Source organism: Thermoleptolyngbya oregonensis NK1-22, from assembly GCF_032705245.1.
GTDB classification, from domain to species: domain Bacteria; phylum Cyanobacteriota; class Cyanobacteriia; order Elainellales; family Elainellaceae; genus Thermoleptolyngbya; species Thermoleptolyngbya sichuanensis.
In genome coordinates this window covers 2,631,252-2,649,705 of the sequence record NZ_CP053540.1, presented here as the reverse complement: position 1 = coordinate 2,649,705, position 18,454 = coordinate 2,631,252, and the positions used below count along the sequence as shown (strand labels likewise).

The 18,454-nt window shown below is 57.6% G+C and carries 16 protein-coding genes and 1 pseudogene; 10 read left to right on the top strand and 7 right to left on the bottom strand.

The features are described 5' to 3' along the window. The first annotated feature begins 122 nt into the window (after positions 1-122). Positions 123-704: a slr1658 family protein gene (locus tag HNI00_RS11420; protein ID WP_316786230.1), complete on the top strand. Its 582-nt coding sequence runs from the start codon at positions 123-125 to the stop codon at positions 702-704. Positions 705-730: 26 nt separating this feature from the next. Here HNI00_RS11420 and HNI00_RS22130 read toward each other — a convergent pair. The 5 genes and pseudogenes from HNI00_RS22130 to HNI00_RS11400 all read right to left on the bottom strand — a co-directional run. Beyond that, positions 731-838, bottom strand: a pseudogene (locus HNI00_RS22130) (SPFH domain-containing protein); the annotation flags it as partial. Positions 839-886: 48 nt separating this feature from the next. Next, on the bottom strand, positions 887-1,495 hold the full coding sequence (locus HNI00_RS11415) for a hypothetical protein (protein WP_316786228.1): 609 nt from the start codon (positions 1,493-1,495) through the stop codon (positions 887-889). A gap of 356 nt (positions 1,496-1,851) precedes the next feature. Next, on the bottom strand, positions 1,852-2,574 hold the full coding sequence (gene folE, locus HNI00_RS11410; protein WP_420156202.1) for a GTP cyclohydrolase I FolE: 723 nt from the start codon (positions 2,572-2,574) through the stop codon (positions 1,852-1,854). A gap of 148 nt (positions 2,575-2,722) precedes the next feature. Continuing rightward, positions 2,723-3,445 carry an SDR family oxidoreductase gene (locus tag HNI00_RS11405; RefSeq protein ID WP_297080535.1) on the bottom strand — a complete coding sequence of 241 codons (723 nt, stop codon included), beginning with the start codon at positions 3,443-3,445 and terminating at the stop codon, positions 2,723-2,725. Positions 3,446-4,088: 643 nt separating this feature from the next. Further along, the gene (locus HNI00_RS11400) at positions 4,089-5,069 is read right to left on the bottom strand and encodes an acetyl-CoA carboxylase carboxyltransferase subunit alpha (RefSeq protein WP_068508945.1); all 981 of its coding nucleotides are present in this window, start codon (positions 5,067-5,069) and stop codon (positions 4,089-4,091) included. A 318-nt stretch (positions 5,070-5,387) separates the two neighbouring features. Between HNI00_RS11400 and HNI00_RS11395 the strand changes: the two genes are divergently transcribed. The 4 genes from HNI00_RS11395 to HNI00_RS11380 all read left to right on the top strand — a co-directional run bounded on the left by HNI00_RS11395 (position 5,388) and on the right by HNI00_RS11380 (position 8,369). Next, a complete protein-coding gene (locus HNI00_RS11395; protein WP_316793391.1) occupies positions 5,388-5,672 on the top strand; it encodes a hypothetical protein in 285 nt (94 codons plus the stop codon). A 317-nt stretch (positions 5,673-5,989) separates the two neighbouring features. Then, a complete protein-coding gene (locus tag HNI00_RS11390) occupies positions 5,990-6,139 on the top strand; it encodes a hypothetical protein (protein ID WP_316793390.1) in 150 nt (49 codons plus the stop codon). Positions 6,140-6,413: 274 nt separating this feature from the next. After that, the gene (locus tag HNI00_RS11385; RefSeq protein ID WP_316793389.1) at positions 6,414-6,773 is read left to right on the top strand and encodes a hypothetical protein; all 360 of its coding nucleotides are present in this window, start codon (positions 6,414-6,416) and stop codon (positions 6,771-6,773) included. 204 nt (positions 6,774-6,977) lie between these two features. Continuing rightward, the gene (locus tag HNI00_RS11380) at positions 6,978-8,369 is read left to right on the top strand and encodes an MATE family efflux transporter (RefSeq protein ID WP_316793387.1); all 1,392 of its coding nucleotides are present in this window, start codon (positions 6,978-6,980) and stop codon (positions 8,367-8,369) included. 17 nt (positions 8,370-8,386) lie between these two features. On the opposite strand, the gene HNI00_RS11375 is transcribed toward HNI00_RS11380, so the two are convergent. After that, positions 8,387-8,989, bottom strand: coding sequence for a L,D-transpeptidase family protein (locus tag HNI00_RS11375; protein ID WP_316793385.1), 603 nt, complete (start codon positions 8,987-8,989; stop codon positions 8,387-8,389). A gap of 533 nt (positions 8,990-9,522) precedes the next feature. On the opposite strand from HNI00_RS11375, the gene HNI00_RS11370 reads away from it, so the two are divergent. From HNI00_RS11370 to gshA, 4 genes are all read left to right on the top strand, one after another. Further along, the gene (locus HNI00_RS11370) at positions 9,523-10,392 is read left to right on the top strand and encodes a polyphosphate kinase 2 family protein (protein ID WP_277775236.1); all 870 of its coding nucleotides are present in this window, start codon (positions 9,523-9,525) and stop codon (positions 10,390-10,392) included. Between the two features lie 8 nt (positions 10,393-10,400). Next, a complete protein-coding gene (gene polA / locus HNI00_RS11365) occupies positions 10,401-13,307 on the top strand; it encodes a DNA polymerase I (protein ID WP_316793384.1) in 2,907 nt (968 codons plus the stop codon). Between the two features lie 77 nt (positions 13,308-13,384). Next, positions 13,385-14,563 carry a glycoside hydrolase family 10-like protein gene (locus HNI00_RS11360; RefSeq protein ID WP_316793383.1) on the top strand — a complete coding sequence of 393 codons (1,179 nt, stop codon included), beginning with the start codon at positions 13,385-13,387 and terminating at the stop codon, positions 14,561-14,563. Positions 14,564-14,677: 114 nt separating this feature from the next. Further along, complete coding sequence (gene gshA, locus HNI00_RS11355; protein WP_297075151.1) at positions 14,678-15,868, top strand: glutamate--cysteine ligase; 1,191 nt, start codon at positions 14,678-14,680, stop codon at positions 15,866-15,868. Between the two features lie 101 nt (positions 15,869-15,969). Here gshA and HNI00_RS11350 read toward each other — a convergent pair whose 3' ends face one another. Then, entirely contained in the window at positions 15,970-16,851 is an 882-nt protein-coding gene (locus tag HNI00_RS11350) for an ABC transporter ATP-binding protein (RefSeq protein WP_316793380.1), read from the bottom strand. A gap of 672 nt (positions 16,852-17,523) precedes the next feature. On the opposite strand from HNI00_RS11350, the gene aroF reads away from it, so the two are divergent. Next, complete coding sequence (gene aroF / locus HNI00_RS11345; protein ID WP_316793378.1) at positions 17,524-18,384, top strand: 3-deoxy-7-phosphoheptulonate synthase; 861 nt, start codon at positions 17,524-17,526, stop codon at positions 18,382-18,384. Positions 18,385-18,454: the final 70 nt, after the last annotated feature.

The following is an 18,454-nucleotide window of genomic DNA, read 5'->3' as shown; positions in this document are numbered from 1 at the left end:
GCATTCATTCTGCGCCGTTCTGTTTATTTCTGTGCCTTTGATGCGCTTCTGATAACGTCGCCCATGTTTTTGCCGTTTGCGCCTCCCTGATCTGCCCCCCTGATCCGCCTCCAGCCGCCTGCATGAATCAAATCTTCGGAGAATTTGACGACGCTTTGCAGCCCAATCAGGAATATCTGATTTTGGGCTTTTCGCCCAGCGCCAAATCGATTCGCCAGCGCTGGCGAAACAACGGGCTGTCTGCCAATTTTCTGGCGGATTATATGGTGACGTTTTTTCCCGCCGACGAGCGCGACCCCAAAACGCTGAACCGCCGCACCGAAATGCAGGATGCGGTTCGATACATTGCCAATGAGCTGCTGGAAAATGCGATGAAGTTTCACGACGAGGCCGCTCGCCAGCCAATCACCATTAAGCTGCAACTCCATCCCGATTGCCTGGTGTTTTGGGTAACCAATAGCGTCAAGTCAGAGGCGATCGCCCCATTTCAGCGCTTTATCCAGGACATCCTCGCCGCTCAACCCCTAGAACGCTACCTCCAGCAGCTTGAGCAAAATGCCCTCAACGACGAACACACCGCCTCCGGCATTGGTCTGCTGACGATGATGGTGGATTATAGGGCGATCGTGGGCTGGAAATTTACGCAGCTAGAGCAAACGCCCCCCGTGATGACCGTGACGACACGGGTGCAGGTGCCGATTTAGAGCCGGTTTCACGGTCTTGGTCTGTGCTGACGACGCAGCATAACCTGAGCGATTTCGGGCACATGGGCAAGATCAGATAAGCAGCTTCCGATCCCCTCAACTCCGGCCACTTGCAGGCGGGCTTGCATCTCTTTAGCGCTGTTTTCAAAATTGTTTAACAATTGCCCGCGCTTTTGGTATCCCTATCGAAGATTGGGCAGAAATTCTGGAAGAGTAGACTTGCTGCCTTTGTCCCGCAGGGTTCCCTCCAGAGCGACGATTGCTCGTCGGGGCGATCGCCTCAGAGACAGCTTCATCTCGCCGCGCTGCGGGCGCATCGCCCCACCCTCCTCCCTCACGGCCCAATCGACCAGGCAAAGCCCCAGTGCCAGCAGCACCCCGCCGACCCCCAGCACAAACACGCCCAGCGAAAGCTGAATCAGCCAGTTCGCCTGCACCAGCGTCCGCAAGGCCAACAGCAGCGTGCTAGATACCAGCAGCAGCAGCGATCCGTGGGCGACTAGCAGGCTCACGGCAACCATCTGGTGGTGTCGCCTGAGACGGCGATTGCTCCGCCGCAGCGCCAGCAGCGACCGATAGGACACGCTGTTCCACGACTGTTCCAACCGCCAGGGGCGATCGCCCAGTCCCTTCAGTTCACCTCGCAGCACCTCTCCCCCCGCCCCCCGCAGCAGACTATCCAGCCACACCCAGCGCAGCATCAACCCCAGCCACACCACCGCCCCCACAGCCACCATCAGCACACTGTTCAAAATCAGTTGGATCAGTTGGGTTGTTTGCTCAATGCTCATGGGCCTGTCGGGAATGGAGGGTTGCTGGGAATTGGGGGAATAGGCGTGCGGAGTTGGAGGGATTTGCGATTTTGGATTTATGATTTTGGATTGCCAGTCGGGCATTGTGGGCTTTTAGATGGGCTTCAGCAATGCCATGTCTAGCGCCACTTGCGACTGTGTATTCGTAGTAAAACTCGGCAAAACTCGGCAGTAAAAGTAAAACTCGGCAGTAAAAAATAAAGTCGGCTTCTGCCCAAGCAAAAACCGACTGTGGCAAGAAGTTGGTTAGTTCAATAGTACTATCCAGCTTCGAGTTATGCAACTGCTCTGGCCCCAAAATCAAGCCCTACGTGCCGGATTCTAGCGCCTGGATTCTAGAAAAAGGCAGGCTGATGGCGGATCAGGCTGAGGAACTCTTCTCGTGTGCGCTGATCTTCCTGGAATACACCCAGCATGGCGCTGGTCACCGTCCAGGAACCGGGTTTTTGCACCCCGCGCATCACCATACACATATGAGTCGCTTCCATGACCACCGCCACGCCCTGGGGTTCCAGAATCGTTTGCACCGCTTCGGCAATCTGGCGGGTTAGGCGTTCTTGCACCTGGAGGCGGCGAGAATACATTTCCACGATGCGGGCCAGCTTGCTCAGCCCCACCACTTTCTGATTGGGGATGTAGGCGACATGAACTCGACCCATGAAGGGCAGCATGTGGTGTTCGCACAGGCTGAAGGCGTTGATATCGCGCACCAACACCATTTCGTTATGCCCTTCATCAAAAATTGCGCCGTTCACCAGTTCTTCGAGCGACTGGTTATAGCCACTGGTGAGAAAGCGCATAGCTTCGGCGACTCGCTTGGGGGTCTTGAGCAAACCTTCCCGCTCTGGGTCTTCGCCCACGCCCAGCAGCATGGTTCGCACTGCGTCGATCATGTCCTCTTGCGACACTTCGGTATGCTCTTGGGAATAGGAGGTCGTGCGATCGGGGCGCACCTCCAGCGTTAGCGTTTCGCCCTGCTTCGGTGTATCAATCTTGGTGGGTGAGGAGTTGGCTCCATTAGATCCGTTCGTAAATCCGTTAGAAGAAGCAATCGTCATAGGTCTTGGGATGAACTCTCCAAAGAAAACAATGAAACTGTTGAGAGAATCAGCCAGTGCCGAACGGCTTGTTCAGCAATCTCTCTGTCAAGCAGTCCCGGTAAAGCAGCCCGGTTTCACCGGGCTGCTTGGGGACTGGTTCGGATCTTCACAAGGCTCCCGCACTGGGAACCAGCGTGATTTCTTCAATCACTGCACCAGGGGGGAGCAGGGCAGTATGCACAATCGACTGGGCAACCACGTCGGCAGTGAGCATACGAGAGCGATCGAAGTCGGCTTGCACCGTGTCGGTGTCCCAAATTGGCGTGTTGACCGAGCCGGGCGAAAAGGTGACGACGCGAATCCCGTGGGAGCGCTCCTCGGCTGCCAGGGTTTTGGATAGGGCAATTAGCCCCGCCTTGCTGACGTTGTAGGCTCCCCATCCGGGAAAAGCGTGATAGCCCGCGATGGAGGCGATGTTGATAATCACACCCTGGCCGCGATCGCGCATTCCTGGCAGTACAGCCTGGATGCACTGAAAGACGCTGGTGAGGTTGAGATTAATCACCCGCTGCCAGTCGGCGAGGGGAGTCGTCAGCAAGTCTCCGGTGTAGCCGATTCCAGCGTTGTTCACCAGAATGTCGATGGGGCTGGCTGTGGCGATCGCCCCTATTTTTTCAGCGACCTGATCCAAAGCTTCCAGATCGATGGGATATGTGTCTGCCGCTACACCCAGCTCGCGGGCCGCTGCGGCGACTGATTCCAGGGAGTCGGCAGAACGGGAAACCAGGGCCAGGTTTACCCCCGCTTTGGCAAAGGCGATCGCCGTGGCTGCGCCAATGCCCCGACTGGCTCCGGTGATCAGGGCGCGGGTGGGAAGAACGTGAGACATGAGTAAAATCCTGAACTGATGAACCAGCGTGAACGGAATAGAAAAAACCAATGGTTAAGCCAGCCTGTAGCCAAAACTTAAAATCGCAGATGGGTAGCGAACTGGGAGAAACTCCAGTTCCAAGCAGCGGTATGAAGCGGTTGATTAAAAGAACGATTGGTTAAAAACAGTTTGGTTAGCAGGGGAGTTAAAAAAGTTAGAAAACCGGATCGCTAGCGTCAAAGAGTCCTGAGTTTAAGTCTGGCGTGGGTCTTTGATCGGGCGGCATCTGGCTAATCCGTGCCATCAGGCATTGCGGTGGGGCGATCGCACGGCGAGTGTTCAGAAGCCAGACCAAATCTACAAGCAGTGACTCTATCGAAGTCAAAGCCAAGCCCTAATGCCTATGATTAGCATGACCGAAACAGGGCCCTATTAACGAGTATTAAGCGCTACACACCAGAATCGGCTCCAAAATATTAAAAAATGTTACGGGTTTGATTTTAACACTCATAAACCGGACTCGACCAATTTCCTCTGCTACGCTAACTGATTTGGTCAAAGGGAGCAGTGGGCAAATCCGTCCTGCCGTCTGGCTCAAGGCCCATTTAGAAATCGAGGGGCTGATGCTATCAGTTCAGCCACCCCAACTCCTTCCACTCGCTCAAGCCGACATCTCCTGAAAGATTCCAATCTTGCGAAACTTTTGGTAACGCAGGTCGCGCCGCTGGGCGTTGGTGAGACTATCAAGCTGGGCCAGGTTTTCTAGGATGGCGGCCTTGAGGGTGGCGGCGGCCTGGAGCGGGTTGGCGTGGGCCCCGCCCAGCGGCTCTGGCAAGATTTGATCCAGAATGCCAAGCTGTTTCAAATCTTGGGCGGTAATCCGTAGCGCCTCGGCCGCCTGGGGCGATTTGGCTGCGTCTTTCCACAGGATGGCGGCGCAGGCTTCGGGGCTGGCGACCGTGTAGACTGAATGCTCGAACATCATCAGGCGATCGCCCACGCCAATGCCCAGCGCCCCGCCCGAACCGCCCTCGCCGATGACAGTGCAGAGGATCGGCACGTCCAGTCGAAACATTTCGCGCAGGTTATAGGCGATCGCCTCCCCCTGGCCCAGCCGCTCTGCCTCCAGCCCCGCGTAGGCCCCCGGCGTGTCGATAAACGTCAGAATGGGCATCCCAAACCGATTAGCGTGGTTCATCAGCCGCATTGCCTTGCGATAGCCCCCCGGCGAGGCCATGCCAAAATTTCGCGCTACGTTGTCTTTTGTGTCGCGCCCCTTTTGATGCCCTAGCAGCACCACGGGCCGTCCGTCCAGCCGCCCAATGCCGCCCACCAGCGCCCGATCGTCTGTCCCCGTCAGGCGATCGCCATGCAGTTCGATCCATTCATCGGTCATGGCCTGAATATAGTCCAGCGTGCTGGGTCGGCGAGGATGCCGCGCCACCTGGAGCCGCTGCGCCGGGGTCAGGTTTTGAAAAATCTCCTGCCGGAGCTGATCGGCCCGCTCCTCTAGCTTTTGAATCTGATCGGACACGTCTACCTCACTTTCCTCTGCCAGGTCACGGATTTGCTTGATACGCTCCTCCAGATCGACCAGGGGTTTTTCAAAATCCAGCAGTAGGCGACGTTCCGATGTGGGCATGGCTCAGGGTTAGAGGTTGAGAACTAGCTTGGGGTGGAGAATTGGGCTAATCGCCCAAGGGTTTATTTTAGCAATCCGTCGTTCCCCACAGTTGCCCCAACGGCTGCGCCAGGGGATTTCAGACATCAAAACTATTGAGCTTTCTTGAGTTGGCCCCAGGAAAAAATTGATGGTTCTGCGGGTTATTCTACGCCGTCCCCCTTTACCTGATTCCCGTTCACCCAATCGGGTGAGCCAAGTAGGTGAGGTAAGGATCAGGGCGATCGCCCTACGATAGGCACGACACTTCTGACAGCTTGGCTAGAGGAGGCAAAGCAGATGCTCAAACACAGCGGCGTTCGTACCATTCCAAATATCCGAGTCGTTGTGGTTGCTTTTGTCGCCGGCCAGGCCCAACGTCTCCAGACTAAGGTTCAGATCTTTCTGATTATTCAGATTTTGCGGCAGTTGCCCATTCTGCGGCAGTTGCTCAGCCCCCCACGCGGAATGCAGCCGGGGCTGCTGATGCAACGAAGCGGCCGCTGGGGCGCAGCAAGCTTTTCCAAAGCCCTTTTCAAAGCCTCTGGGCTAAAGGGCGCGGAGGAGTTTGCCCATTGCGGATAGCCCGCGAATAGTCCGTGAATAGTCCGTGCAACGGTTCAGCGTTTTGTTTGGGATCGCTGGGCCCTGCGTCCCCTCAGGCGACTTCAAGATTTAGCCAGGTCTAGAGGCTTCTCTGACCTGCATTGGCTTCCGGTTTTAGACACGGTTTGGCGCTTCATCCATCGTGCCCGCAGGTTGGTTTACAGGCGGGCGGTTGAGGAATCGGCGTTGGGGCAGTTGCCAGAACAGTTGCTAGAGCAGTTGCTAGAGCAGTTGCCGGAACGATTATAGGAACACTTGTCGGAACGGTTACTGGAACAGTTGTTGGAACGGGCAAGGTGGGTTTGGTTTGCCAAAAGCGGGCGATCGCCCTGGCCCATGCCCTAATGTCCGCTCCCGTTCAAACTCTGGTTGATGCCTTTACCAGCCGCATCGGGGTTACCTCTGGCGCGTCGCTGGTCGAGCCTTGCCACCGCAGCGTGAGCTAGGTTTCGCAGCACATGCAGTGCCCACAAGACGTTCCTGATACGTTCTACAACTCCGCAGCACGATCGCCCTAGTGGCGTTTGCCCAGGCTCCAACCTGCTGATTTTGCCTCCTCTGAGGGGGCAGATCAGCATTTCCCTCGACGGATGGCGATGGTTTGACCCGGTTTGAGGTTTGACCCGATTTAACTACGGCAATGGGCAGGCAAGCTGGCTTTTGCTGCACCGTGCCCAAAGTCGCCCCTTCATCTCACCATTCACCCCTGGAGTCTTTCTCATGAATACGATTCATAAACCCGGCGACCTAGAGCCGAAGCCGGGTTCTGCAACCAGTCTGGCAATTGACGGCAGTTGTTCCCGCAGATCTCGCTGGGCAAGGCTCTGGGACGGCTTGCTGGATCATCTATTGAGTCCTCTCCTGAGCTATGCAGGCGACCCTGGCGAACCGCGTGTTTGGTTCGAGCGCGATCGCAATGGGGAAAGCTGGTGGTGTGCCCATGACCCGGTGACGGGCGATCGCGTCCGCTGCCACACGGGCACAGAACTCCGCGCCTGGTTGGAATCTCGGTACAATCGCCCCTCTAGCCGCTCGACTCACACTGCCCGCAGCATCGTGCCACCGATTCATCGCTGGTAGGCTGCTGGGAGACGGAAACGCAAGCGTCATGGATCGGGGCCTTCAGTCCTAACGCTTGCGCCCAACTCTTCCCGGTTTCTATTCACGCGGCGGCGGCCATCGCTCGACCTCCCCAACTTTGAAATTTCCAGAATTTCCTCAATTTCCAAAATCTCCGCAATTTCCAAAATCTCCGAATCTCTGACACCCAAATCTCTCAAACCTATGAAACCCTGGTTTACGAAAAACACGATTTCAGCCGAATCGCGGGAGTTATTTTGGCTGGCGCTGCCGCTGGCAGGGGCGCAACTGTCGCAGTCGGCGACGGGCTTTGTCGATACGGTGATGATGGGCCGGCTGGGCAGCGAGTCGCTAGCGGCGGGCGGATTGTGTGCGACCTATTTTGTGGCGCTGCTGCTGCTAGGCGGGGCAATCGTGGCGGCGGTCAGCCCGCTGGCGGCGGAGGCCTACGGGGCGAACAATCCGCAGCGGGTCGGCGCGGTAAATCGGCAGGGCCTCTGGCTGGCGCTGCTGCTGAGTTTTCCTATGACGGTGCTGATCTGGCACGGCGACGCGGTGCTGAGCCGCACGGGGCAATCGGCAGAGATGCTGGATTTAGGGCGGCCCTACTTGCGGGCGATCGCCCTCGGCTATCTCCCCGGTGTGGGCTTTGCCGCGCTGAAAAGCACCGTGTCGGCCCTATCGCGCCCCCGGCCGATCATCCTGATCATGCTGGGCGGAATGCTGCTCAACATGACGCTGAACTATGCACTGACGCTGGGCAAATTTGGGCTACCGCAGTTGGGGCTGGCGGGCATCGGCTGGGCCAGCGCAATTTCGCTGTGGAGCATGTTTGGGGCGATCGCCCTCTACATCCTGCGGCAATCGTCGCTGCGTCCCTACGCCCTCCTGAGCCATCTGCATCGGTTTGACCCCAAGCTGTTTCGAGAACTGGTGCGAATTGGGCTACCCATCGGCATTCTGGCTGCCATCGAGGTGGGCCTGTTCACCGTCACCACGGTTCTGATCGGGCAACTGGGAACTGTGCCGCTGGCGGCCCACCAGGTGGCGCTGCAAACGGCCGCCGTCACGTTCACCATTCCGCTAGGGATTTCCTTTGCCACGACCGTCCTCGTGGGTCAACGCCTGGGCCAGCGCCAGTTTCCCTTGGCCAAGCTGGCGGGATACTTGGGCATTGGCATGGGCAGTCTGTTTATGGCCATCATGGCGCTGATTTTCTGGCTGATGCCAGAAACCATCGTGTCGCTTTATATCGACGTGCGCGACCCGGCTAATCGGGAAGTGGTAGAACTTGCCAAAAAGCTGCTCTGGGTGGCGGCGATGTTCCAACTGGTAGACGGCATCCAGGTCACGGCGACGGGCGCACTGCGGGGACTGAAGGATACGCAAGTGCCCATGCTGATTGGGCTGCTTGCCTACTGGGGCGTAGGGCTGACCAGCGGCTACTGGCTGGGTATCCAGGCAGGACTGGGAGCGGTCGGTCTGTGGTGGGGGCTAGCCCTGGGGCTGACCGTCGCGGCGATCATCCTGCCCTGGCGATTTAGCCGCGCCAATCCGCTCAAGCTAGAGGAGGGGCTGGCGAGTTCAGGCTCCTAAGGCGATGCGATGGCGGATTACGGCTCTACGCGCACGGGCGTTCCCACTTCCACCAGGGCATAGAGCGCCAGCACGTCTTCGTTTCGCAGCCGGACGCAGCCGTTGGATGCCGCCTGCCCGATAGAGGAAACCGTCGGCGTGCCGTGGAAACCAATCACGCCGTTGGGCAGTTCTGCAAAGCCAATCCAGCGTAAGCCCAGGGCGCTGTCTGCTCCTGGCTGGCGAATTTCCCCTGTCCAGGGATTTTGCCAGGTCGGGTCTTCGATCATTTCAAATATGGTGAACTCGCCCGTCGGCGTGGGCGTGCTGGGCTTGCCGACGGCGACGGGAAAGCTGCCCAACACGGTGTCGTATTGGTAAGCAAACACGCGCCGCTGGCTGATGCTGAGGACGAGATGGGTCGCTTTGGTGCGGGGTGCGGGCGTGAACTGCTCCACATCCCACAGCGGCGGTAGCTCCGGCAGCGTTGTGTTGTAATAAATCGGCAGGGGAGCAGCGGCAGGAATCGCTTGACCGGAGGTCGGGCCGCTGGTGGAAACGGGATAGGCTTCCGCGGCGGGTTGGCTGGCAGCAGGAGAGGAAAGGAGGGCGATCGCCCCCAGCACCAGCGCACTTGACACCCCCCTGCCCCCTCGCGATCTGATCCATCGCGGGCTATTCCGTCCAGATCGCCAGTCTGGTTGATTCCAATGCATAACACGCTCCTCATTCCACACGTTCACACTATCCTGCCCAGGAATTCGCAAAAGATTTCGCTGCTACGCCGCTGGACGGGAATCCTGGCACAGGATTTCTGTACATGATTATGGTCAAGAATCAGCGATGCTGCCAAGAGCAAGGGGCTGCCAAACACAGGGGTTCGGCAGTCAAGAGTATATCGATTTTGGATTTTGGTTTGCTAGTCAACTGTCTATGGGGCCTCCAGTCATTTCATTCGTGGCGCTGCTCAGGAACATTGATGTTACAGATCAGCGATTTTGGATCAAGAATGCAACAAAGCTGTAAGCCTTCAGGTCAAACGGGGGCGCTGCCTGTATAATTTCAAGACTCGTCAGGCTTAAGGCGTTTAAGGCGGGTAAGTGGAGAATTGCAAGGGCGATCGCCCGCAGTTCGCGCTAGTTTTTTAATTTTTTTTAGCTGGTTTTTATAGGCTATGAATCACGATCCCTTTCTTGTCAAACCCGGTTCAAAAGTTTCTTTAAAAAAAGACTATGACCCTGGCTACACTGGCGACTATACCGACAAAGCCGCAGCGCAGGAAAAGCTGAAAAAAGGCGTAGAGCGGCTGGCAAAATATCAGGATGTCCTCTACGCCCAAAATATCTACGCGCTGCTGCTAATCTTTCAAGCTATGGATGCGGCGGGCAAAGACAGCACCATCAAACACGTCATGTCGGGTGTCAATCCCCAGGGTTGCCAGGTCTACAGCTTTAAAGCACCGTCGGATGAGGAACTCGACCATGACTACTTGTGGCGATCCTTCAAGGCGCTGCCAGAGCGGGGAAGAATCGGCATCTTCAACCGATCGCACTATGAAGAAGTGCTGGTGGTGCGGGTGCATCCCGAAATTTTGCAAAAGCAGCAGTTGCCCAAATCGGCGCTGACGAAAAATATTTGGAAGCAGCGGTTTGAGGAGATTAATAACTTTGAAAAATATCTGGTGAACAACGGCATTATTGTCCTCAAGTTTTTCCTAAATGTGTCCAAAGAAGAGCAGAAAAAGCGATTTCTGGAACGCATCGAGCGGCCAGAAAAGAACTGGAAATTTTCCGCTGCGGATGTGAAGGAGCGGGGGCTTTGGAACGACTATATGCGGGCCTATGAGGAGATGTTTTCCCACACCAGCACCGAACACGCGCCCTGGTACATTATTCCTGCGGACCACAAGTGGTTTACGCGGCTGGCGGTGGCGGAGATTATTGGCGATCGCCTCTCACAACTCGATCTGCACTACCCCGTGCCCACAGACGTTCACATGAAAGATCTGCTAGAAGCTAAAAAGATTCTCGACGCAGAAGAGTAACCCACCCCATGCCCACGCTCCTCCTGGTTGACGGCCACTCCCTCGCCTTCCGCTCCTACTACGCCCATGCCAAAAACCGCGACGGCGGGCTGCGAACCAAAACGGGCATTCCCACCAGCGTTTCCTTCGGGTTTATGAAGGCGCTGCTGGACACGATGGAGCAGGAAAAGCCGGACTATGTGGCGATCGCCTTTGACCCCAGCGAGCCAACCTATCGCCACGAAGCCGACCAGACCTACAAAGAAGGACGGCCCGACGCGCCAGAAGATTTTCTGCCCGATTTGTCCAACTTGCAGGAACTCTTGCAGGCGCTAAAGCTGCCCGTCATCGCGGTTCCGGGCTACGAAGCCGACGACGTAATCGGCACCCTCAGCCGCAAGGCAGTGGCCGACGGGTTTCGGGTGAAGGTGCTGACGGGCGATCGCGACCTGTTTCAGCTCATCGACGACGAGCAATTGACCGTCCTCTACCTCAGCACCACCTTCGGCAAAGGCACACCCCCGCCCCGCGAGTTCGGCCCGCAGCAGGTGAAAGATAAAATGGGCATCACGCCGCAGCAGGTGGTGGATTACAAAGCCCTCTGCGGCGACGCTTCTGACAACATTCCTGGGGTCAAGGGCATCGGCGACAAAACCGCCGTTTCTCTGCTGACCGACTTTGGCTCCCTCGCAGAAATCTATAGCCACCTCGACGACCCCCGCATCAAAAGCGCCGTCCGCAAAAAGCTAGAAGAGGGCCGCGATGCTGCCCTGCACTCGCAATACCTGGCGCAAATTCACCTGGACGTGCCCCTCGCCCTCCGCCCAGAAGACTGCAAGCTGCAAGCCTTCGACGATGCCGATGTCGTCCCGCTCTTAGAAAAACTCGAATTCCGCTCCTTTCTTAACCGCCTGCAAAAGCTCCACAGCCAGTTTTCTAGTGATGGCGCGACCCAGCAGCTTAGTGCCCCAAACGCCGCCCCAGCGCCCCAGCGCTCCAGCACCCCAGCCCCCTCCGAAGACGACGATCTCTGGTTCTTTAGCGCCGAAGACACTGCCACCTTCCAGGGCTACGCCACCACGCCCGTCCAGCCGCAAATCATCGACACGCCCGACAAGCTCAGCGCCCTGGTGAAGACGCTGCAAGCCTGCACTGACCCCGCCGCGCCCGTCGCCTGGGACACAGAAACGACCGCCCTGGAACCCCGCGATGCCGTGCTGGTGGGAATTGGCTGCTGCTGGGGGCCGGGCGAGGCGGACGTGGCCTACATTCCCACCGGGCACACCCAGGGAACAAACTTGGACGCGGCAATAGTGCTGGAGGCGCTGCGCCCGATTTTGGAGAGTGCGGACTATCCCAAAGCCCTGCAAAATGCCAAGTTCGATCGGCTGGTTCTGCGCTGTCAGGGCATTCACCTGGCGGGTGTGGTGTTTGACACGATGCTGGCCAGCTATGTGCTGAACCCCGAAGGCAGTCATAATCTGACCGATCTGGGGCGCAAGTATCTGAACCTGAACGCCCAGAGCTACGACGATCTGGTGCCCAAGGGCAAAACCATTGCGGAGGTGTCCATTCCCAAAGTTGCCAATTACTGCGGCACGGATGTTTACTCTGTGTTTCACCTCGTCCCCAAGCTGCGGGCAGAGCTGGCGCAAATTCCTCGGCAGACGGAACTGCTGGAAACCGTGGAGCAGCCGCTCGAACCCGTGCTGGCAGAGATGGAATACACGGGCGTTCGCATCGATCAAGACTATCTCAAGGCGTTTTCCAAAGCCTTGGAGCAAGACCTAAAGCGGATCGAGGAGCAGGCCTACGAAGCAGCGGGGCAAACCTTTAACCTGGGGTCGCCCAAGCAACTGAGCGTGCTGCTGTTTGACACGCTGGGGCTGGACAAGCGCAAGTCCAAAAAGCGGGCCACAGGCTACTCTACGGATGCGTCTACACTGGAAAAGCTCCAGGGCGACCATCCGGTGGTGGATTTAATCCAAGAACATCGCACCCTGTCGAAGCTGAAATCGACCTACGTAGACGCGCTGCCCAGCTTGGTGCGCCCCGATACGCAGCGGGTGCATACCGACTTCAACCAGACGATTACGGCGACGGGACGGCTGTCGTCGTCGAATCCCAACTTGCAGAACATTCCGGTGCGGACGGAGTTTAGCCGCCAGATTCGCAAGGCGTTTATTCCCGCAGAAGGCTGGCTGCTGGTGGCGGCGGATTACTCCCAAATTGAACTCCGCATCCTGGCGCACCTGAGCGAAGAACCAATCCTGATTGAAACCTATCAGAACAACGAAGATGTTCATGCCCTGACGGCGCGGCTGCTGTTTGAAAAAGACAAGGTGACCCCCGACGAGCGGCGCATGGCCAAGACGATTAACTTTGGCGTGATCTACGGCATGGGGGCACAGCGATTTGCGCGAGAGTCGGGCTTTAGCCAGGCCCAGGCAAAGACGTTTATCGAGCGCTTTTATGAGCGCTATCCGCGCGTGTTCCGCTATTTGCAACAGATGCAGCAAGAGGCGATCGCCCGCGGGTATGTGGAAACCATCCTCGGTCGCCGCCGCTATTTCAACTTTGGCAGCGAGAACCTGAAGGCATTGCGAGGACAAAACCCCAGCGATATCGACATCAATAAAATTCGCCTGCGCGACCAATATGATGCCCAACTGCTTCGCGCCGCCGCCAACGCACCGATCCAGGGGTCTAGCGCCGATATCATCAAGCTTGCCATGATCCGGCTGCACAACCTGCTGTCGGGTCGCCAGGCCAACCTGCTGCTGCAAGTGCATGATGAACTGGTGTTTGAAGTGCATCCCGACGAGTGGGACGACTTGCAGCCGCAAATCCGCGCCGCGATGGAGTCCGCCGTTGACCTGAAAGTGCCGCTCAAGGTGGAAATGCACGCGGGGCAAAACTGGATGGACGCAAAGTAAACCTGCGGTAGGATTCTGCAAGATTTTTCAATTCACCCACCCCATCCACGACTCAAAGACTCGAAGAGACAGCACCTATGGGCAACGGCTGGAAACACTGGCAACGGGGATATCGGGCAGCTTTGGCAGGGGCGATCGCCCTTTTGGGAATCACCACCTCCGCCCAGGCGAACCCCGCCAGCCATCTCAGACCCGTCGAACTGCGCGGGGTTTGGCTCACCAATATCGACAGCGAGGTGCTGTTTTCCAGCCGCAACCTCGTTGTGGGGCTGCGTCGCCTGTCTCGCCTGCATTTCAACACGGTTTATCCCACCGTCTGGAACGGCGGCTACACCCTCTACCCCAGCCCCACCGCCCAAGCGACCTTCGGCATTGCCCTCGATCCCTATCCCGGCTTGCAGGGGCGCGACATGCTGGGCGAGGTCGTCGTTGAAGGTCGCCGTCTGGGCATGGCGGTGATTCCCTGGTTTGAATTTGGGCTGATGGCTCCGGCGGGGTCTGAACTGGCGGCCCAGCATCCCGACTGGCTGACCCAGCGGCAGGACGGCACGCAGGTCTGGATGCAGGGCAACGAACCCCGCGTCTGGCTCAACGCGGCCCATCCTGGCGTGCAAGACTTTATGGTGAATCTGCTGGCGGAAGTAGTAGAGCGCTATCGGGTAGACGGCATCCAGCTAGACGACCACTTTGGGATGCCCGTGGAAATGGGCTATGATCCCTACACCGTGGCGCTCTATCGGGCAGAACACAACGGCGCAGACCCGCCCGCCGACCCCGAAGACCCCGCCTGGGTGCGCTGGCGAGCCAACCACATCACTCGCCTGTTTCGCCGCATCGTGGCCGAGGTGAAGGCGCGAAACCCCGATGCGATTATTTCCCTATCGCCCAATCCCCGCGAGTTTGCCTACGAGCGCTACTTGCAAGACTGGGGAACCTGGGAGCGGCGCGGCCTGGTCGATGAGCTAATCGTGCAGGTCTATCGCAATGACATGGGGCGCTTCGAGATGGAACTAGACCGACCAGATGTGCAGGTGGCGCGGGAGTATCTGCCTGTCAGTATTGGCATCTTGGCGGGGCTGAGGGGGCGCATCACGCCGATTCGCCTAATTCAGCGGCAGGTGAGGGAAACGCGCGATCGCCACTATGCTGGGGTGGCCTTTTTCTTTTATGAAACTCTGGGCGATCGCGACCAAGAGTTTCAGCGCCTCTTTCCCTTTCCCGCCAGTCGCCCCATCCCGCCAGATTTGGGGTTTTGAGGATTGGCAGCAGTATGATCCAGTCCGAAAACTCCAGGCTGACTCTCCAACCCCGAACCCCAAACCCCTAAACTGAGGAAAGTACGCAAGCACATTACGCTGGGAGCAGACCCAATGCTGTCGAAGGGCTTTGAAATCGAGATGTACACAGGCACGCCCGATGGCGACATTGTGGGGTTCTCCGACAAGATTGTGGCTGCCCTAGACGGGTTTGTGCGAGAGCCAGACACGCGCAACGTGGAATACACCACCCCGCCGCTCTGCCGATATGAGCGGCTGCTGTGCGAATTGGTGCGTCCCCGTCTGCGGCTGCGGTCGTTTCTGAAGCGGCTGGGTAATTACACCCTGATTCCGGGCAGCACCCTGGCCCTGGGCGGCAGCGACCAGTTTCACCGCTCCGATCCGGGCAACCCCTATCACAGCTTTATTGAGCGCACCTACGGCACGACGGTTGTGACGGCCAGCGTTCATATCAACGTGGGGATTGCTGATCCAGAGGTGCTGATGCGGGCCTGCCGCCTGATCCGCGCCGAAGCCCCGCTGTTTTTAGCGCTGAGTGCCGCTTCGCCGTTTCTAGACGGCCAGCCGACGGGCAATCATTCCAGCCGCTGGCGCGTATTTCCCAAAACGCCCCGCGAAGTGCCCCTGTTTGAAAGCCACGCCCACTACATCCGCTGGACGGATGAACAGCTCAAGCTGGGCACTATGCAAAACGTGCGCCACCTGTGGAGTTCGGTGCGCCCCAATGGCGATCGCCGTCCCTATTGCCTCAACCGACTGGAACTCCGCATCTGCGACCTGGTGAGCGACCCGGTGGCGCTGCTGGCGATCTGCGCCCTGCTAGAAGCCCGGATCATGCAAGTGATGGAAAACCCCGACCTCGACCCGCTGGTGCAAAGCGACCTGCCCAGCGCGACGCGGGCGACAGATTTAGTCGCGTTGATCGATGCCAATGAAGACGCTGCCGCGCAAAACAGTCTGGAGGCAGAATTGCGCCACTGGCAAGACGGTCGGCTGCTGCGGGCGCAGGACTGGGTGAACCTGCTGCTCGCAGAAACGCTGCCTACGGCCAAGCAGCACGGCTTTGCTTGCTTCCTCCAGCCGATCCACAAAATTTTGCGGGAGGGCAACGAGGCCCAGCGCTGGCTGCGGCTGATTGACCAGGGCTGGGATGCCCGCCAGGTGATGCAACAAGCCATCCGCGACACGGAATCTATAGAAATGGCCCTGGCGGAGGATCTGTGTGAACCGGGCGTGGATCTCAGCGTGCCAGACGATGAGCCGTGTCTGGCGCTGGTTCCCTAATGGTTCGAGGAATGGCTTGAGTAAGGGCTTATTTAAGAAGAGGTTTGAGGAATACCTTGAAGAATGCTTTGAGGAATAGTCTGAAATAGTCTGAGTCGAAGCTAGTCCAAATTGCGTCCGGTCAGTTCCACAAAAATATCTTCCAAATTGGACGGACGCACCATCATCCCGGCTTTGTGGGGCTGTGCTTCAAAGAATGCCTGGGCCTCTTGCATCGTGGGGAAGAACTTGTAATCCCAGCGATCGCCCGCTTGCTTCATCACCAGCCCTTCCCCATGCTGGCGGCGCAGTTCCTCCAGCGTACCCAGGGCAATCAGCTTGCCGCCGTCCAAAATGCCAATGTGGTTTGGCACGGCGTAGCTGCCAAAGCTAGAGCCACAGAGGTATTCCACCTCTTCCATATAGTGCGTCGTCAGCAAAATCGTCATGCCCTGCTGGTTCAGCCCCTTGATGATTTCCCAAAGGCGACGGCGAGTTTGCGGATCGAGTCCGACGGTCGGCTCGTCCAAAAACAAAATGCGCGGCTCGTGCAGCAGGGCGCGGGCAATTTGCAAGCGGCGCTTCATGCCGCCGGAGAGGGTTTTCACCAGGTCATTGCGGCGATCGCTCAGCTCCACATACTCCAGCCAGCGGTCAATTTCGCGCTGGCGGCGGGGATTGGGAATATGGTGCATCCGCCCGTGAAATTCCATGTTTTCCCACACGGTCAGATCCACATCCACGCTCATCTGTTGCAGCACCACGCCGATTTGCTGCTTCACCAGCACGGGCTGCCGCGCCACGTCGTAGCCTGCCACTTCGATGCGCCCGCTCGTAATCTGCGTCAGCGTAGTCAACATGCGAATCGTGGTGGACTTGCCTGCGCCGTTGGGCCCCAATAGCCCAAAGATTTCCCCCGGCTGAATCGAAAAAGACAGGTCGTTGACGACGGGCGTATTGCCATAGACCTTAGTGACGTGTTGAAGGGCGATCGCCGCTGTCATAGTTCAGGGTTGGAAGTTGAAGATTGGAGGTTGGGCAGGAAACGCGATGCGCGTCAGCGTTTCTTTACATAAGGTAACATCCCTAGCAGCCTCAAATCCTGGCTATAAAACCCTGACAATTTGGCAAAATTTCTCAGGCTGGGGGTTGACGAGGTTTTGCAAACTTCGTTACAGTTAGCGGTAAGTTGAAATGAGTTCAACTTGCAAGCACTTCATTTTCAGATGTCTTGCGTTGAACAACCTATTTCTACAGCTATCAGGCTTTGTTAATCAGGCTTTGTTATGTCGATTCAAGTCCGCTACTTTTACTTTTGGTTTAGCAAGGTTCACCTGGGGTGAGTCCAGCTTGACTTGGAACCTTGGGTGAACCGCAGAGCGCAATCTCTGCGGTTTTTGCATTTTAAGCGGTCTTTCTTAAGCAGCCAGTATTCCTTACACAATCCGTTTACGTTCAAACCCATGAGCCATACGCCCCGCTACTTTTACTTTTACTTTTTTTGGACCAGGGAACGCCCCGGGTAAGTTGGTCATGCGCGATTGTGCAACCCGGGGCCTCTAGAGGTTCCGGGTTTTTGTTTTGGATTTTGGGTTTTGGATTTTGGATTTTGGTTCGCTCCCGTTTCCGGTCTAGTTCTCTTCTCATCTTTTACGTTTAACCAGGAGATTCTTCCCATGCAAAAAGCAAAGCTGACCCTCAAGACCGAACCCAGCCACAGTAGCATTATTCAGATTTCCGACCGGGTTTCGGCGGGCGGGTCAGAACTGCTCCTCATCGGCGGGCCCTGCTCCGTCGAAAGCCGCGCCCAGATGGATGCTGTTGCCAGTCGCCTTTCGGTGGCGGGTGTGCAGGCGCTGCGGGGCGGGGTCTACAAGCCGCGCACCTCGCCCTACGATTTCCAGGGCATGGGGCGCGAGGGGCTAGAAATTTTGGCGGCGGTGCGCGATCGCACGGGAATGCCCGTCGTTACCGAAGTCATGGCCGTTTCCCAAATTGAAGAAATTGCCGCCTACGCTGATGTGCTGCAAATCGGCAGCCGCAATATGCAAAACTTCGACCTGCTGAAGGCGCTGGGCCAGGTCGATAAGCCAATCCTGCTGAAGCGGGGGCTAGCTGCCACCATTGAGGAATTCGTCATGGCCGCAGAGTACATCCTGGCGCACGGCAATCCAAACGTGATGCTGTGCGAACGGGGCATCCGCAGCTTCGACACCTATACGCGCAACGTGCTGGATCTGGGCGCAGTCGTGGCGCTGAAGCAAATCACCCACTTGCCCGTGATCGTAGACCCCAGCCACGCCGCCGGAAAGCGCGAACTGGTGCCGAATCTCGCTTTGGCGGCGATCGCCGCTGGAGCCGACGGGCTGATCATCGAGTGCCACCCAGACCCCGAAAAATCTGTCTCCGATGCGCGGCAGGCCCTCTCGCTAGACGACATGGTGGCGATTGTGGAAAAGGTGAGGGCGATCGCCCCCGTCGTCGGCCGCACCCTTCCCCCCGTTCAAGAGCCGCTGCCGCAAGTTGTCGTTGCGTAGTTAAAAGAAGAACGAAGAGAGAAGAGGGAAGAACGAAGAAGTTCTGTTTTTCGTTTTTCGTTCTTCGTTT